The organism is Amycolatopsis sp. NPDC021455, assembly GCF_040640995.1.
Taxonomy (GTDB): Bacteria; Actinomycetota; Actinomycetes; order Mycobacteriales; family Pseudonocardiaceae; genus Amycolatopsis.
On record NZ_JBFACT010000013.1, the window covers coordinates 22529 to 36292 of the forward strand.

At 71.5% G+C, this 13764-nt stretch carries 14 protein-coding genes and 1 tRNA gene; 9 read left to right on the forward strand and 6 right to left on the reverse strand.

Translation table 11 applies throughout. The features are described 5' to 3' along the window. Window positions 1-101: 101 nt before the first annotated feature. Window positions 102-1799, forward strand: a complete 1698-nt coding sequence (locus tag AB0G28_RS18040) for an LCP family protein (protein ID WP_361089595.1) — start codon at window positions 102-104, stop codon at window positions 1797-1799. Window positions 1800-1979: 180 nt separating this feature from the next. Then, entirely contained in the window at window positions 1980-2447 is a 468-nt protein-coding gene (locus tag AB0G28_RS18045) for a helix-turn-helix domain-containing protein (protein ID WP_361089596.1), read from the forward strand. Window positions 2448-2455: 8 nt separating this feature from the next. Here the strand turns inward: AB0G28_RS18045 and AB0G28_RS18050 are convergent, their stop codons facing one another. Further along, complete coding sequence (locus AB0G28_RS18050; protein WP_361089598.1) at window positions 2456-3907, reverse strand: NAD(P)/FAD-dependent oxidoreductase; 1452 nt, start codon at window positions 3905-3907, stop codon at window positions 2456-2458. Between the two features lie 112 nt (window positions 3908-4019). Between AB0G28_RS18050 and AB0G28_RS18055 the strand changes: the two genes are divergently transcribed. Together AB0G28_RS18055 and AB0G28_RS18060 are read left to right on the forward strand one after the other, a co-directional pair. Then, a complete protein-coding gene (locus tag AB0G28_RS18055; protein ID WP_361089853.1) occupies window positions 4020-4577 on the forward strand; it encodes a helix-turn-helix domain-containing protein in 558 nt (185 codons plus the stop codon). A gap of 204 nt (window positions 4578-4781) precedes the next feature. Next, window positions 4782-5198 (forward strand): hypothetical protein, encoded by a 417-nt coding sequence (locus AB0G28_RS18060; RefSeq protein ID WP_361089856.1) that lies wholly within the window; start codon window positions 4782-4784, stop codon window positions 5196-5198. Window positions 5199-5201: 3 nt separating this feature from the next. Here the strand turns inward: AB0G28_RS18060 and AB0G28_RS18065 are convergent, their stop codons facing one another. After that, window positions 5202-5423, reverse strand: coding sequence for a DUF3618 domain-containing protein (locus AB0G28_RS18065; RefSeq protein ID WP_004559246.1), 222 nt, complete (start codon window positions 5421-5423; stop codon window positions 5202-5204). A 118-nt stretch (window positions 5424-5541) separates the two neighbouring features. On the opposite strand from AB0G28_RS18065, the gene AB0G28_RS18070 reads away from it, so the two are divergent. Continuing rightward, window positions 5542-5618: transfer RNA gene (locus AB0G28_RS18070), tRNA-Leu, on the forward strand. Window positions 5619-5668: 50 nt separating this feature from the next. On the opposite strand, the gene AB0G28_RS18075 is transcribed toward AB0G28_RS18070, so the two are convergent. Both AB0G28_RS18075 and AB0G28_RS18080 read right to left on the reverse strand, forming a co-directional pair. Further along, window positions 5669-6298, reverse strand: coding sequence for an NAD(P)H-binding protein (locus AB0G28_RS18075; protein ID WP_361089600.1), 630 nt, complete (start codon window positions 6296-6298; stop codon window positions 5669-5671). Continuing rightward, window positions 6295-7698 carry an MFS transporter gene (locus AB0G28_RS18080; RefSeq protein WP_361089602.1) on the reverse strand — a complete coding sequence of 468 codons (1404 nt, stop codon included), beginning with the start codon at window positions 7696-7698 and terminating at the stop codon, window positions 6295-6297. The genes AB0G28_RS18075 and AB0G28_RS18080 overlap by 4 nt, the downstream gene beginning before the upstream one ends. Before the next feature lie 81 nt (window positions 7699-7779). Here AB0G28_RS18080 and AB0G28_RS18085 point away from each other — a divergent pair, with 81 nt between their 5' ends. The 3 genes from AB0G28_RS18085 to AB0G28_RS18095 are packed head-to-tail and all read left to right on the forward strand — an operon-like array spanning window position 7780 to window position 10692. After that, on the forward strand, window positions 7780-8442 hold the full coding sequence (locus AB0G28_RS18085) for a TetR/AcrR family transcriptional regulator C-terminal domain-containing protein (protein WP_361089604.1): 663 nt from the start codon (window positions 7780-7782) through the stop codon (window positions 8440-8442). 55 nt (window positions 8443-8497) lie between these two features. Further along, window positions 8498-9874, forward strand: a complete 1377-nt coding sequence (locus tag AB0G28_RS18090) for an amidase family protein (RefSeq protein WP_361089606.1) — start codon at window positions 8498-8500, stop codon at window positions 9872-9874. A 5-nt stretch (window positions 9875-9879) separates the two neighbouring features. Next, entirely contained in the window at window positions 9880-10692 is an 813-nt protein-coding gene (locus AB0G28_RS18095) for a MerR family transcriptional regulator (protein ID WP_361089608.1), read from the forward strand. On the opposite strand, the gene AB0G28_RS18100 is transcribed toward AB0G28_RS18095, so the two are convergent. Continuing rightward, window positions 10661-11620 carry a saccharopine dehydrogenase NADP-binding domain-containing protein gene (locus AB0G28_RS18100; protein WP_361089610.1) on the reverse strand — a complete coding sequence of 320 codons (960 nt, stop codon included), beginning with the start codon at window positions 11618-11620 and terminating at the stop codon, window positions 10661-10663. The two genes, AB0G28_RS18095 and AB0G28_RS18100, sit on opposite strands and share 32 nt — an antisense overlap. A 70-nt stretch (window positions 11621-11690) precedes the next feature. Between AB0G28_RS18100 and AB0G28_RS18105 the strand changes: the two genes are divergently transcribed. Further along, window positions 11691-12611, forward strand: a complete 921-nt coding sequence (locus tag AB0G28_RS18105) for a helix-turn-helix domain-containing protein (RefSeq protein ID WP_361089612.1) — start codon at window positions 11691-11693, stop codon at window positions 12609-12611. Here the strand turns inward: AB0G28_RS18105 and AB0G28_RS18110 are convergent. Then, window positions 12605-13687, reverse strand: coding sequence for an aldo/keto reductase (locus AB0G28_RS18110; RefSeq protein WP_361089614.1), 1083 nt, complete (start codon window positions 13685-13687; stop codon window positions 12605-12607). The genes AB0G28_RS18105 and AB0G28_RS18110 overlap by 7 nt on opposite strands. Window positions 13688-13764: the final 77 nt, after the last annotated feature.

Here is a 13764-nt window from a genome sequence, read left to right on the forward strand (position 1 = left end):
ACACATTCGTGGGGGGATGTGTAACGCTACGGCAACCAGGGGAAGGCACCATGCGTCCCATCCCCAGCACCACCAGTTCGAACCAGTGAGGAGTCGCCCGCGTGGATCACCCGCCTCGGAACGGGCAAGGCGGCCGCCGCCCCGCCCGGCCCTGGCAGGAAGAGCCAGGCCGGGCCGACGACCGGCGCGGCACCCCGCCGTCCCGCCGGCCCGCCCCGCGCCGGGAACCGGCGGACGCGCGCCGCGCCGGACCACCGCCTTCGCGCCGTCCGCAGCCGGCGCGCCAGGAAGCGCGGCCCGCGCCGCGAGGCCGCCGCAGCTCCTTCCGCGGCGCGAAGATCTCGCTGGCCGTCGTGTCGCTGCTGGTGGTGGGCCTGACCGGGTACGCGTGGGCCGCCATGCAGGGCCTGGTGAACGGGCTGAACTACCAGAACGTGCTCAGCGACGGCGGCGGTGGCGACAAGCCCGCCGACGGCGCCCGCGACATCCTGCTGGTCGGCCTCGACAGCCGGACCGACGCCCAGGGCAACCCGCTGCCACGCGAGGTGCTCGACGAGTTGCGCGCCGGGGAGTCCGACGGCGAGCTCAACACCGACTCGCTGATCTTCGTGCACATCCCGAACGACGGCAGCAAGGCCGTCGCCATCTCGCTGCCCCGCGACACCTACGTCGACATCCCCGGCGGCTACGGCAAGCACAAGATCAACTCGGCGTACGCCCGGGCGATGCTGCAGGCCCGCAAGGACCTGCAGAAGCAGGGCGTCACCGACCCGAAGCAGCTCGACGTCCAGGCCAACCAGGCCGGGGCGAAGGAGCTGATCAAGACCGTCGAACAGCTCACCGGCTCGACCATCGACAACTACGCCGCGGTGAACCTGCTCGGCTTCAGCGACATCACCAAGGCCATCGGCGGCGTCGAAGTCTGCCTCAACAACAACGTCAAGGACGACTACTCCGGCGCGAACTTCACCAAGGGCCAGCACACGATCTCGGGTGTCGAAGCGCTCGAGTTCGTCCGCCAGCGCCACGGCCTGCCGCGCGGCGACCTCGACCGCGTCGTCCGGCAGCAGGTGTTCATGGCCGGCATGGCGCGCAAGGTGCTCTCGGCGGGCACGCTGACGAACCCGTCGAAGCTGACCGACCTGATCGACGCGATCAAGAAGTCGGTCGTGCTGAACCAGAACTGGGACATCTTCGGGTTCGCCCAGCAGATGAAGGGCCTGACCGGCGGCCAGCTCGAGTTCCGCACCATCCCGGTGAAGAACGTCGACTACAAGACCCCCGAAGACGGCTCGGCCATCCAGGTCGACCCGGCCGAGGTCAAGAAGTTCGTGCAGGGCCTCGCCGGGCCGCAGCCGGGTGAGCGGCAACAGCAGCCGGAGCAGCAGGCGGACAGCGCGAACAAGGCGACCACCGTCGACGTCCGCAACGCCACCAGCCGCACCGGCCTCGCCGCGACCGTCGCCAAGACCCTCGAGGACAAGGGCTTCACCGCCGGCGACAAGACGACCGCGACGGCGCGCAAGACCACGGTGATCTGGGTGCCCAAGGGCGGCAAGGACGCCGGCCAGGCCGTCGCGGACGCGCTCGGCGGTTCGCCGACGATCCAGGAGGACAAGAGCGTCAAGGCCGGGCACGTGATGGTGTTCCTCGGCGCCGACTACGAGCCCCCGAGCTCGAACGCCGGGGCCAGCAGCAGCGGTGCCGGAGCGGCCGCGGGTGCCTCGTCACCGGCCGCCGCCCCGCCGGCCGACGACGAGAAGCCGATCACCGCCGAGGGCGTTCCCTGCGTCAACTGACCCGCTCGGCCACCCGCCGTTAACCCGTTCGGCCTAACTCGCGCAATCGGTATCAAAGACATGCCCGAATTCGCGTAAGGGCGAGGCCCCGGCGCACTTACATACACGTGAGGGTGCACCTGCACGGGAATCATCACAGCCACGTGGGTGCCGCGGGAGCGCACGGCAGGGGACATTGATGTGCTGATCGACGCCGAGGAGTATCAGCGGGTACTCGGAGACGAGCTTCGCAAGCTCCGGCGCAGCCGAGGATGGACGCGCAAGGAGCTGAACCAGCACCTGCAGAGCGAGATTTCGCTGCAGACGCTGGCCACCTACGAGCTGGGCACCAGACAGTGCTCGGTCGTGCGCCTGGTCGAGCTGTGCGTCGCGATGGACGAACTGCCCCAGGACCTGCTGGCCAAGGTGCACCGCCGCGTGTTCGTCGACGAGCCCGGCCGGGTCCGCGTCGACCTGCGCAAGGTCGTCGCCGACGCGTCCGCCGACCTGCTCCCCCTGCGCCGCTGGGCCGAAGACCGCCTGCGGCAGGCGGGCGAGCACGCCGGCGAGGTCGCCCTCGACCTCCCGGCCCTCGAACGCATGGGCGAGTTGTGCGGGCTGCCGACCGTGGACCTGATCGCGCGCCTCCGCCGCTACGCCTCCCGCTGATGCCACGCTCAGCCGACCAGGAAGTCCTTTCGCCGCACCTTCCGCGTGTCCAGCCAGTACCGCCAGGTGAAGCCCGGCCAGATCGTCCGGTTGACGCCCTTCGCGTCCAGGTACCAGCTCTTGCAGCCCCCGCGCGTCCAGATGCCCTTGGCGAGCTTGCGCTGGATCTCGGCGTTGAACCGCTCCTGCACCGGAGCCTTCGGCTCGATCGCGCGGCCCTCGGCCAGCCGCAGCGCTTCGGCGACGTAGGAGATCTGGGCCTCGATCATGAACACGACGGAGTTGTGCCCGAGCCCGGTGTTGGGGCCGAGCAGGAAGAACAGGTTCGGGAACCCGGCGACGGTGATGCCGAGGTGCGTCCGCATCCCCTCGGCCGCCCACTCCTTGCCGAGATTGCGGCCGTCGCGGCCGACGATCTCCAGGTCGTCGAAGGCATCGGTGACGTGGAAGCCGGTGCCGTAGACGATGACGTCGGCCTCGTGTTCGACGCCCGCCGCGTCGACGATGCTCCGCTCGCGCACCTCCCGGACACCGTCGGTCACGACCTCGACGTTGTCCCGCGCCAGCGCCGGGTAGTAGTCGTTGGAGACGAGCACGCGCTTGCAGCCCATGGTGTAGTCCGGTGTGACCTTGCGCCGCAGCCGTGGGTCCCGGATCGCGCGGTCGATGTTGCGCTTGGCCAGCCGCTGGCCGATCTTCATCACCCACGACTGGCCGTTGAAGCCGATCGCGCGCGCTTCGAGCAGCCAGTAGAGCAGCGTGCGGTAGGCGCGCTGGGCCGGCGGGAACGCCTTGAACAGCGCGCGCGTCCGGCCGGACATCTCGTGGTCGGCCTTCGGCATGACCCACGGCGGCGTCCGCTGGAACAGCGTCAGCTCTTCGACGTCCGGCGCGATCCGCGGCACGAACTGGACCGCGCTGGCGCCGGTGCCGATCACGGCGACCTTCTTGCCGGCGAGGTCGACGTCGTGGCGCCACCGCGCCGAGTGGAACGCCGGGCCGGCGAACCGCTCGATCCCGGGCAGCTCGGGGATCATCGGCAGGTGCAGGGCGCCGACCCCGGCGACCAGCGCGTTCGCGACGAACTCGTCGCCGCCCTTGGTGGCGATGTGCCAGCGGTTCTCTTCCGCGTCCCAGCGGGCGCCGGTCATCTCCTGGCCGAAGCGGATGAACCGGTGCAAGTCGTGCTTGCCGGCGACCTCGCGCAGGTAGCGCCAGATCTCCGGCTGCGGCGAGTAGGCCCGCGACCAGTCCGGGTTCTGCTCGAACGAGAACGAGTACATGTGTGACGGGATGTCGCAGGCGCAGCCCGGGTAGCTGTTGTCCCGCCAGGTGCCGCCGACGTCGTCGGCCTTTTCGAGGATGACGAAGTCGTCGCGGCCTTCCTTGCGCAGCTGGATCGCCATGCCGAGGCCGGAGAACCCGGTCCCGACGATGACGACCCCGGTCTCTTCGGCCATGCCGCCTCCCGGTTCCTGTTACCCGTCGTCCACCCTACTTGGAGTAGGTTACCACCGGTAGAGTGATCCCGTGACGACCGCGAAGCGCAAACGCATGCCCCGGGCCGAGCGGATGCGGCAGATGATCGAAGTGGCCGAACAGGTCTTTTCGGCACGCGGCTACGCGGCGGCGTCCATGGACGAGATCGCCGAACTGGTGGGCGTCTCGAAGCCGATGCTCTACGAGTACTTCAACTCGAAGGAAGGCCTGCTGCTCGCCTGCATCCGGCAGTCGCGGGCGGTGCTTCGCGAGGTCACCGAGCAGGCGACGGTCGGCGCGGTCGGCGCCGAAGACGCCCTGCGACGCGGCCTGCTGGCGTTCTTCGTCTTCATCCGCGAACGTCGCCAAGCGTGGTCGCTGTTACGGCACGAGATGGTGCTGATCGGCACACCGGCCGCCGAAGAGGTCGAGGAGACCCGCCGCCAGCAGACCGACCTGATCGCCGCGCTCATGAGCGGCCACTTCGACACCGGCGACGACCTGAGGGCGGAGGCGGCTGCGGAATTCGTGGTCGGAGCGTGCGAACGGCTCGCTATCTGGTGCGAACGGCACGACGAAGTGAGCCCCGAGCTGGCCACCGAATACGCGATGGACGTGCTGTGGAGCGGCCTGCGGGAGCGCGCGCGGTAGCCCGCGCGTGCACTGGGCCATTCGGTGGTCACGCAGAGTTGTCGTGTCTTGTGACACAGAGTTGCTCTACGGTATCGATGACACGGTACAAAGTGTGCTGGACTTTCACGACCGGAGGAGGGGCGCGGCTTCCGCGTCATGGGAACGCGGTGGCGACGTCACGGTCGCGTAAAGCATGCTGTGGAGGAGAGGGGTGTGAGGCAGATGGTGGAAGCGATCACGGCGACGTACGTCCAAGAGGACGCCGATTGGGCGATCACGGTCAGCGGCCGCGGCAAGGAGCTGACCGCCCGGGAGCCCGGCATCATCGCGGCCCGGGACCGGGCCGACCAGCTGGTCGAGCAGCTCGCGGGTGACGCCAAGACGACGGTGGTGCACCTGCTCAACGGCAGTGCGCTGGACTTCACCAGCGCGTACATGACCGCCCGGCTGACGCTTCCGAAGCTCCCGCCGCTCGAGGTCCCGCCGCCGGGCAGCGTGCCCAAGCAGCAGACCCCGGATTCGGCGGAGAAGAAGCCCCAGCTGCCGCCGAGCAAGCAGCTCCCGAAGGCCGTCGAGGACCCGAAGAAGCCGGCCACCCCGGCGCCGGCCGAGGCCAAGGCGCCGGCGAAGCAGGCCTGAGCGTTACTTCAGGAGCTTGCGCACCAGCAGGACGAGCACCAGGACACCCGCGCCGATCAGCGGAAACTTGACCTTGGGGTTGTCGAGCTTGGCGCGCACGCCGTCCTTCGCCGCGTCCGCGAGCTTCTTGGGGTCGGCCTTGACGGTCAGCTGGTCGAGCGTCGCCGCCAGGGCGGTCCTAGCCTGCTCGATCTCGCGCTCGATCGTCTCGGGGTCGCGGGCCACGTGTCCTCCTCGCCGCATGGGACTCTGGCGCCCACGTTAGCGGGCCGCCTCCCGGAGTCCCGCACCGGCACGCCCGGCGAGCCGCACCCGGCGCGCGCTACGCTTCCGGAGTACTTGGGGGCCCGTAGCCCAATTGGCAGAGGCACACGGTTTAGGTCCGTGCCAGTGAGAGTTCGAGTCTCTCCGGGCCCACCACGCAGCCAAGGTCCTGTTGGCCTCTCCGGTGTCCGGTACACGCGCGTTCCTCATCGGGCGATCGTCGGAAAGCGACGCGACCAGCGCTTGTCGTCGACCGCGTGGACGACGAACCGGGCCAGGTCACCCCGGGTGACGCTCGTGCCGCCCTTCGGGTTCACGCCGTCCTCGACGCGGTAGGCCCCCGTCGGTGGCTCGTCGACGATGCGCGCGGGCCGGACGAAAGTCCAGTCGAGCGGGCTGTCCCGAACGATGTCCTCCATCAGGCGCATGTCGCCGTAGAGGTCCCCCATCAGGGTGCGGGCGACGACTCGGTACCACAGCGGATGGTTCGGATCGTCTTGGCGCGCGCCGCTGGAGGAGAGGGCGACGAGGCGGCCGGCACCACCGGCGGCCATGGCTGCGACGAGCGTCCGGGCGCCCGACGAATAGAGCCCGTCGGCCGTCCGGCCCGGGGGCCCGATCGCCGAGATGACGGCGTCGTGGCCGGTCACGGCGGCGCGAACGCTGTCCAGATCCCGGATGTCGGCCCGGACGACGTCGGGCGCCGCGTCGCGGACGGGCCGGAAGGTCGCCGGATCACGCACGGCCGCGGTGACCGTGTGGCCGGCGTGTAGCGCTTCCTCGACGATGACGTGGCCCGTGGCGCCGTTCGCGCCGAACACGACGAGCGAACTCATCGGTCACCTTCCTTGGTCTGCGAGCGGGGAATGATCGGCACCACGAGGGCGGAGACGAGACAGGCGGCGATGGCGACCAGAACCCCGGCGACGAGGCCGGCGGTACCACCGTCGAGTCCGAAGTAGAGGGTTCCGGCGATGGCCGTCCCCAGCGCGGTGGCGAGCTGCTGCACAGCGTTGAGGCTGCCGGAGGCGCTGCCGACCTCACCGGGGTCCGCGGTGGCCAGCACCGCCTGGATCAGCGGGCCGAACAGCAGTCCGAGTCCCAAGCCGGCCACCAGCATCGGTGGCGCGGAATCCAGTTGCGGCGCGTGGAACACCGCTACACCCGCGATCCCGAGCAGGCCGAGGACCTCCACTCCCAGGCCCACGTGGAGGATCGAGCGACCGAGCCGGCGGGTCAGCCGCGGAGCGGCGAGCGATCCGAGCATGATCCCGGCGGCGACCGGGGACAGCGCCACGGCGGCCTGCAGGGCGGAGTGGCCGAGATCCAGCTGCAGGCGCAGCGAGAGAACCAGCAGCAGTCCACCCAGACCGGTGAAGAACACGACAGCCACCACGAGCCCGCCGACGAAGGCTCGCTTGCCCAGCAGGCTCGGCGCCAGAATCGGGGACGGACCGGTGCGTTGGCGGTGGCCGAGCAGGCCGAACGCCGGCACTCCCGCCGCGAGGAGGGCGAAGCTCCACCACGGCCAGCCGGCCTCGCGGCCCTGGATGAGCGGGTAGACCAGCAACGCCGACCCCACGGTCACCAGCGCCACGCCCACCGGATCGATCCGGATGCCGGGGTCGCCGGGCCCGGCGGGCATCCAGCGCACCGCGCCGAAGACCGTGAGCGCGCCGAGTGGCAGGTTGACCAGGAAGATCAGCCGCCAGTCGAGGCCACCCGGATCGAGTGCGATCAGTCCGCCCGCCAGGATCGGGCCGCCGATCCCGGCCAGGCCCATGACCGGTCCGAACAGGGAAAACGCCCGGCCACGCTCCTGCTCGCCGAACACCGCGGTCAGCACGCCGAAGCCCTGCGGGATCATCAGCGCGCCGAACGCGCCTTGCGCGACCCGGGCCGCGATCAGCACGGACGGGTTCGGGGCGGCCGCGCACGCGGCGGAGGCGAGCGTGAATCCGGTGGCACCGATGACGAACAGCCGTCGCCGGCCCCACCGGTCGCCGAGCCGCCCTCCGACGACCAGCAGCACACCGAACGCGAGGGTGTAGCCGGCGGCCAGCCACTGCAGTGTCGCCTCGCTCCCGCCGATCCCGGCGCGTACCGACGGTGCCGCGACGTTCATGACGGTGGAATCGAGCAGGTCCATCACCCCCGCGAGCAGGACGACGCCCAGCACGCGCCATCGCCACCGGTAGGGCGTCGCCGTGCGTTCGGTGGCCAGCAAGGTACTCATCTCGTCTCCATCGTTGCCGAACAGTGTTCGTAGCGAACAGTGTACGTGGCGGACGGCGTTCGTCAACGCTAGGCTGGGTGCGTGCCCGGAAGCCCGCGAACCCGCCCCGCCAAACCGGCCTTGAGCCGGGAGTCGATCGTCGCCGCCGCACTCGGCCTGGTCGATGAGCTCGGCACGGCCGCCGTGAGCATGCGCCGCGTCGCCACGGCCGTCGACACCGCACCGGCGTCGCTCTACGTCTACGTCGCCGACCGGCAGGAACTGATGGCGCTGGCGCACGATCTCGCGGTAGCCGGCGTCGGCCTGCCGACCGATGCCGACGGGAACTGGCGAACCCGGCTCGAGCTGCTCGTCGAACGCACGGTGAGCGCCCTCGCGGCCCACGGGGACATCGCGGCGGTCGGCCTGACGGATCTCACACCAGGCCCGAACTCGCTGCGCATCACCGAGGAAATGCTGCGGTTGCTGCGAGTGGGTGGCGTCGCGGACGAAGCCTGCGCCTGGGCCGCCGACCTGTTCGGGCAGTACATCGCCTCGTCGGCCCTGGAGGAAGCGGCATGGCGCCGCGAGCAGTTCCCCGGTGCGGTCACCGTGCGGCTCGACGCCGTCCACGCCGCGCTCCCCGTCGAGGACTACCCGACGATCCGTGCCCTCGCCCCCCTGTTGACCAGCGGTGACTCCGCATCACGGGCCGCCTGGAAACTCCGGGTCCTCATCGACGGAATCCTGGCCCAGCCCCGGTGATGGCCACGTTCCGGTGCTTGCACCTGACACGGTGTCAGGGGCTAAACCGGAAGCCATGACTCACCTGACAGCGACCGAAGCGGCCGCCGGGGTCCGCGGGGGCAAGATCACCTCCCGCGAGCTGACCGAGCGGCTGCTGGCCCGGATCGACCAGGTCAACCCCGCGGTGAACGCGGTCGTCGAGCTACGCCGCGAGGACGCCCTCCAGGCGGCAACCGAGGCGGACGCGGCGCTTGCGCGAGGAGACCACGTCGGCCCGCTGCACGGCGTCCCGATGACGGTCAAGGAGAGCTTCAACGTCGCCGGGATGCCCACCACCTGGGGAAACCCGGACTTCGCCGGTTACGTCCCCGACTGGGACGCCACGGTCGTCGAACGGTTGCGGGCGGCCGGGGCGATCGTCGTCGGCAAGTCCAACGTGCACCGGATGCTCGAGGACTTCGGGCAGACCGTGAGCGGCATCCACGGCCGGACCCGCAACCCGTGGGACCCCGCGCGCACGCCCGGCGGGTCGAGCGGCGGCGGTGCGGCAGCGCTGGCCGCGGGCCTGACCCACCTGGAATACGGCTCCGACCTGGTCGGCTCGATCCGGATCCCGGCGGGCTTCTGCGGTGTCTACGGCCTCAAGCCGACCGCCGGGCTCGTTCCGCAGCGCGGGTTCCAGCCGCCGGGCCCACCCGCCTTGCCCAGCGAAACGGCCTACCTGTCCTCGATCGGGCCGCTGGCGCGCTCGGCGGCTGACCTGCGGACGGCGTTGCGGGTCACCGCCGGTCCCGAGGGCGACGCGGCCAAGGCGTACCGCTGGGAACTGCCACCACCGCGGCACACCCGGCTCGCCGGCTTCCGTGCCGGTTTCGTCCTCGACCACCCCCAGGCTCCGGTGACCGACGAGGTCGGGGCCGTCCTGTCCGACGCGGTGGACGCGCTCGGCCGCGCCGGGGTGAAGCTCGTCGAGGGCTGGCCCGACGGCGTCGACCCGGTCCGGGAGGCCGAGACCTTCGGCTTCCACGTCGGCCTGTTCTTCGCCCACCAGCAGGCCGGCACCGATTTTGCCCCGCTCGCGGAAGTCGTCGAGCGGGAACGGGAACGGATGGCCACCCGCGCCGCCTGGGCCCGCTACTTCGAGGACGTCGACGTCTTCCTGTGTCCCGTCACCTTCACGACGGCCTTCGCCCACGACGACCGGCCGTTCGCGGACCGGGTGATCGCGACCCCCGGCGGGGAACGCCGGTACGACGACCAGGTCTTCTGGATCACGCACGCGTCCCTGCCCGGCCTCCCCGCGGTCGCGGCGCCGGCGGGGCTGTCGCGCGGCGGGCTGCCGGTCGGCATGCAGGTGCTCGGCCCGCAGTTCGAAGACGACACCGCGATCGCCTTCGCGGAGCTCGCGGCCGACGTCACCGGCGGTTTCACGCCGCCGCCGGGAGAATGACGCGGGTGTTCACCATCGGCGAGTTCGCCCGGCACGGCCGGGTCTCGGTCCGCATGCTGCGTCACTACGACGCGATCGGGTTGCTGCGGCCCGCGTCCGTCGACCCCGCCACCGGCCACCGCGGCTACGAGGCCGGGCAGCTGGCCCGGCTCAACCGGATCGTCGCCCTGAAGGACCTCGGCTTCACCCTCGAGCAGGTCCGCGGGATGCTGGCCGACGACGTCGGCGTGGCGCAGGTCCGCGCGATGCTGACGCTGCGCCGGGCCGAGCTGGAACAGGCGGTGGCCGCGGGCAGGGAACGGCTGACGCAGGTCGAGGCGCGGCTGCGGACGCTGGAGGACGAGGGCCTCCCGATCCCCGACATCGTCGTCAAGCGGCTCCCGGCCGTGCGGCTGGTCGAGCTCACCGGCACCGCGGCGAGCTTCCGGCCCCAGGACATCGGCCCGGTCGTGCGCCCGCTGTGCGCCGAACTCGGCGAGCGCCTGCGCGGCGCGCCCGCCGTCACCCCCGCCGGCCGCCTGACCTGCTTCTACGAACAGCTCGGCGAGGACGAGGTCGTCGTCCACGCGGCGCTCCCCGCGTCGGTGACCGACGGCGACCGCAACGGGCTGGCGGTGGTCGACCTGCCCGAGACCGAAGCGGCCACCCTGGTGCACCGCGGCGCGATCGACCTCGTGCTGCCGAGCTGGCAGGCGCTGGTCCGCTGGCTCGAGGCCACCGGCCGCCGCTCGGGTGGGCCGCAGCGGGAGCATTACCTCGATTGCCCGGAAGATCCGGCGAAGTGGATCACCGAACTGCAGGAACCCCTTCGACCGTGATGTGCGGGGCCAACGCGCGCAGGAAGTCCGGCGCGTCGAAGATCTCCCCCGCCGGCGCGACGCCCTTCACGCGGGTCCGCCCGGTCAGGATGCGCTCCACCGCTTCCACCGCGAGCGGTGCGGTGACCGCGTAGATGTCCTCGCCACGGGCGGTGAGCCGGCGTTCCTCGCCGCCCGCGCGCACCACGACGTCGACCACGAACGTCTCGGCCGAGTCGCGCGGGCCCGCCGCGGCCAGGCCGTTCGCCGCGTCGACCGTCATGTAGGTGGTCACGTCCGGCACCTTCAGGTGACGCGGGATGGTGACGATGTCGGCCATCGAGAACTCGCCGAAGACGGGCCTGGTGCCCAGCGGGGCCGGGAACGCCCACTCGCGCGTCGGCAGGGCGTCGTCGCGGTGCTCCAGCCGGCCGCCCGCGTACCGGATGCGCCTGCCGCCGCGGCGGTCCCGGGACACCCGGCCCGCGGCGAGGGTCCCGGCCGTCGGGTTCCAGCCGCTGAGCCCGTAGGCGACGTGCACCTCGTCGGCCGACGTCCAGTCGCCCATCGCCGCCGTCGCCAGCAGGTCGCCCAGGCCGCCGAAGAACGCCATCGCGGGCACCACCACGGGTCCGGTGGCCCGCTCGAAGGTGTCGAGGTTGGCTTCGATCTCGGCGGCGACGTCCACGTACGGGACGCCGGCGCGGGCGGCCGCCTCGGCCACCGGGAGCGCGGTCGCGGCGAACGGGCCCGCGCAGTTGATCACGGCCGCCACGCCGTCGAAGGCGCGGTCGAGGGCCGCCGGGTCGTCGACCGGGGCCGGCCGGCCTCCCGGCAGTTTCGCCGCGTCGCGGCCGGAAAGGACCGGGGTGATGCCGCGTTCGCGCAGCTCGGCCACCACGAAGCGGCCGGTGTGTCCGTAAGCGCCGTAAACCAGTACCGAAGTCATGGGGCAATCCTGGCGACGGCCAAGCGACGGCGAAAGTGTCCGGAACGACGTGGTCCGTACACTTTCGGACATGCACGCAGTCGCGCTGGCCGCCACCGACGGGATGCTCTCCTTCGAGCTGACCATCGCCACCGAGGTGTTCGGCGACCACCCGAGGTACGACTTCGCGGTCTGCGGCAGCCACGCCGTGCGGGTCGGCCGGTTCCTGCTGGAACCCGACCACGGGCTCGACCGGCTGGCGCGCGCCGGCACGGTGATCGTGCCGGGGTGGGCCGACGTCGACGCCGCCCCGCCCGCCGACCTGGTCGACGCGGTGCGCGCGGCCCACTCGCGCGGCGCGCGCGTGGCGTCGCTCTGCACCGGCGCGTTCGTCCTGGCCGCCGCGGGCCTGCTCGACGGCCTGCGCGCGACCACCCACTGGGCGCACACCGGCGTCCTGGCCGCGCGGTATCCGCGGGTGACGGTGGACCCGGACGTGCTCTACGTCGACAACGGCAGCGTGCTGACCTCCGCCGGCAAGGCCGCCGCGATGGACCTCTGCCTGCACCTGGTCCGCGCCGACCACGGCCCGGCGGCCGCCAACGACGTCGCCCGCCGCCTGGTCGTGCCGCCGCACCGGGCCGGCGGCCAGGCCCAGTTCGTCACCACCCCGGTGCCCACGCGCGACGACCACCCGCTGGCTTCGCTGCTCCCGTGGATCACGGCCCGGCTCGACCGGCCGCTCACGGTGGAAGACCTGGCCCGGCAGGCGAACATGAGCTCCCGCCACCTCGGCCGCCACTTCCGCTCGGCGACCGGCACGACCCCGCTGCGGTGGCTGCTGACCCAGCGGATCCGCCGCGCCCAGGAACTCCTGGAGAACACCGACTCCGGCATCGACGCGATCGCGGAGGCGGTCGGCATGGGCACCGCCACGACGTTGCGGCGCCACTTCAACCGCACGGTCGGCGTGCCACCGGACACCTACCGCCGCACGTTCCGCAGTCAGTAGCGGACCTCGCGAGCCAGCAGCGGCGGGTACACAGTGGACGGTTCGCCGTCGACCGTCGCCCCCGCGAACTGCAGCATCGCCCGCTGGGCGCCGTGCATCGGAGCCGGGTAGTCCAGCTCCGGCGCGGACACCTCGTCCAGCCTGGCCAGCTGCGCGGGGGTGAGGGTCACGTCCAGTCCGGCGAGGTTGCCGGTCAGGTGGTCCAGCCGCCGCGCGCCGACGATCGGGACGACCGTTCCGCGGCGAGCCAGCAGCCAGGCCAGCGACACCGCCGCGGACGTGGTCCCCAGCTCCCCGGCGATCTCGGCGACCACGTCGATGACGGCGAACTCCGCATCGGACGGACCGCCGACGAAAGCGGCGCGGGCCGAATCGGCGACGTCCGCGCCGCGCCGGTACTTGCCGGACAGGAACCCGTTCTTCAGCGGGCTCCACGGCACCAGCGCGAGCCCCTGGTCGAGCGCGAACGGCGCGAGCTCCCCCTCGACCGTCCGCGCCAGCAGCGAGTATTCGACCTGCAGCGCGACCAGCGGCGTCCAGCCGCGCAGCAACGCCGTCGTCTGGGCCTGCGCGGTGACCCACGCGGGGGTGTTCGAGAAACCGAGGTAGCGGATCTTGCCGGCGCGCACGAGGTCGTCGAGGGTCCGCAGGGTCTCCTCGATCGGCGTGTTGCGGTCCCAGTTGTGCAGCCAGTACAGGTCGAGGTGGCCGGTTCGCAGCCGCCGGAGCGTCTCGTCGAGCTGCGCGATGATCGACGCCCGGCCGGCGCCGCCGCCGTTGGGGTCGCCGGGGAACATGTTGCCGAAGAACTTCGACGCCAGCACGACGTGCTCGCGACGGCCGGGGTGGGCGGCGAAGAAGTCGCCGAGGATCTTTTCCGAGTGGCCGTTGGTGTAGAAGTTCGCGGTGTCGACGAAGTTCCCGCCGAGGTCGAGGTAGGTGGCGAGGATCTTCTCGGACTCTTCGACACTGCTCCCGGCGCCGCCGGCGTCCTCGCCGAAGGTCATCGCGCCGAGCGCGAACGGGCTGACGCGGAGGCCGGACCGGCCGAGGGTGACGTAGTGGTCGAGTGGCACGAAACTCTCCTTGTGTGTCGGATCGGACCACTCCAGGAAACCGCCAAGGCCTTGCCGGACGGTAGATCGATCGGCGC

Excerpts from the sequence above, each read along its gene's own strand:
- AB0G28_RS18050 (WP_361089598.1), bottom strand. The coding sequence starts at position 3,907 with ATGGCCGAAGAGACCGGGGTCGTCATCGTCGGGACCGGGTTCTCCGGC.
- AB0G28_RS18090 (WP_361089606.1), top strand. The coding sequence starts at position 8,498 with ATGACTCACCTGACAGCGACCGAAGCGGCCGCCGGGGTCCGCGGGGGC.
- AB0G28_RS18060 (WP_361089856.1), top strand. The coding sequence starts at position 4,782 with ATGGTGGAAGCGATCACGGCGACGTACGTCCAAGAGGACGCCGATTGG.
- AB0G28_RS18100 (WP_361089610.1), bottom strand. The coding sequence starts at position 11,620 with ATGACTTCGGTACTGGTTTACGGCGCTTACGGACACACCGGCCGCTTC.
- AB0G28_RS18055 (WP_361089853.1), top strand. The coding sequence starts at position 4,020 with ATGCGGCAGATGATCGAAGTGGCCGAACAGGTCTTTTCGGCACGCGGC.
- AB0G28_RS18105 (WP_361089612.1), top strand. The coding sequence starts at position 11,691 with ATGCACGCAGTCGCGCTGGCCGCCACCGACGGGATGCTCTCCTTCGAG.
- AB0G28_RS18080 (WP_361089602.1), bottom strand. The coding sequence starts at position 7,698 with ATGAGTACCTTGCTGGCCACCGAACGCACGGCGACGCCCTACCGGTGG.
- AB0G28_RS18075 (WP_361089600.1), bottom strand. The coding sequence starts at position 6,298 with ATGAGTTCGCTCGTCGTGTTCGGCGCGAACGGCGCCACGGGCCACGTC.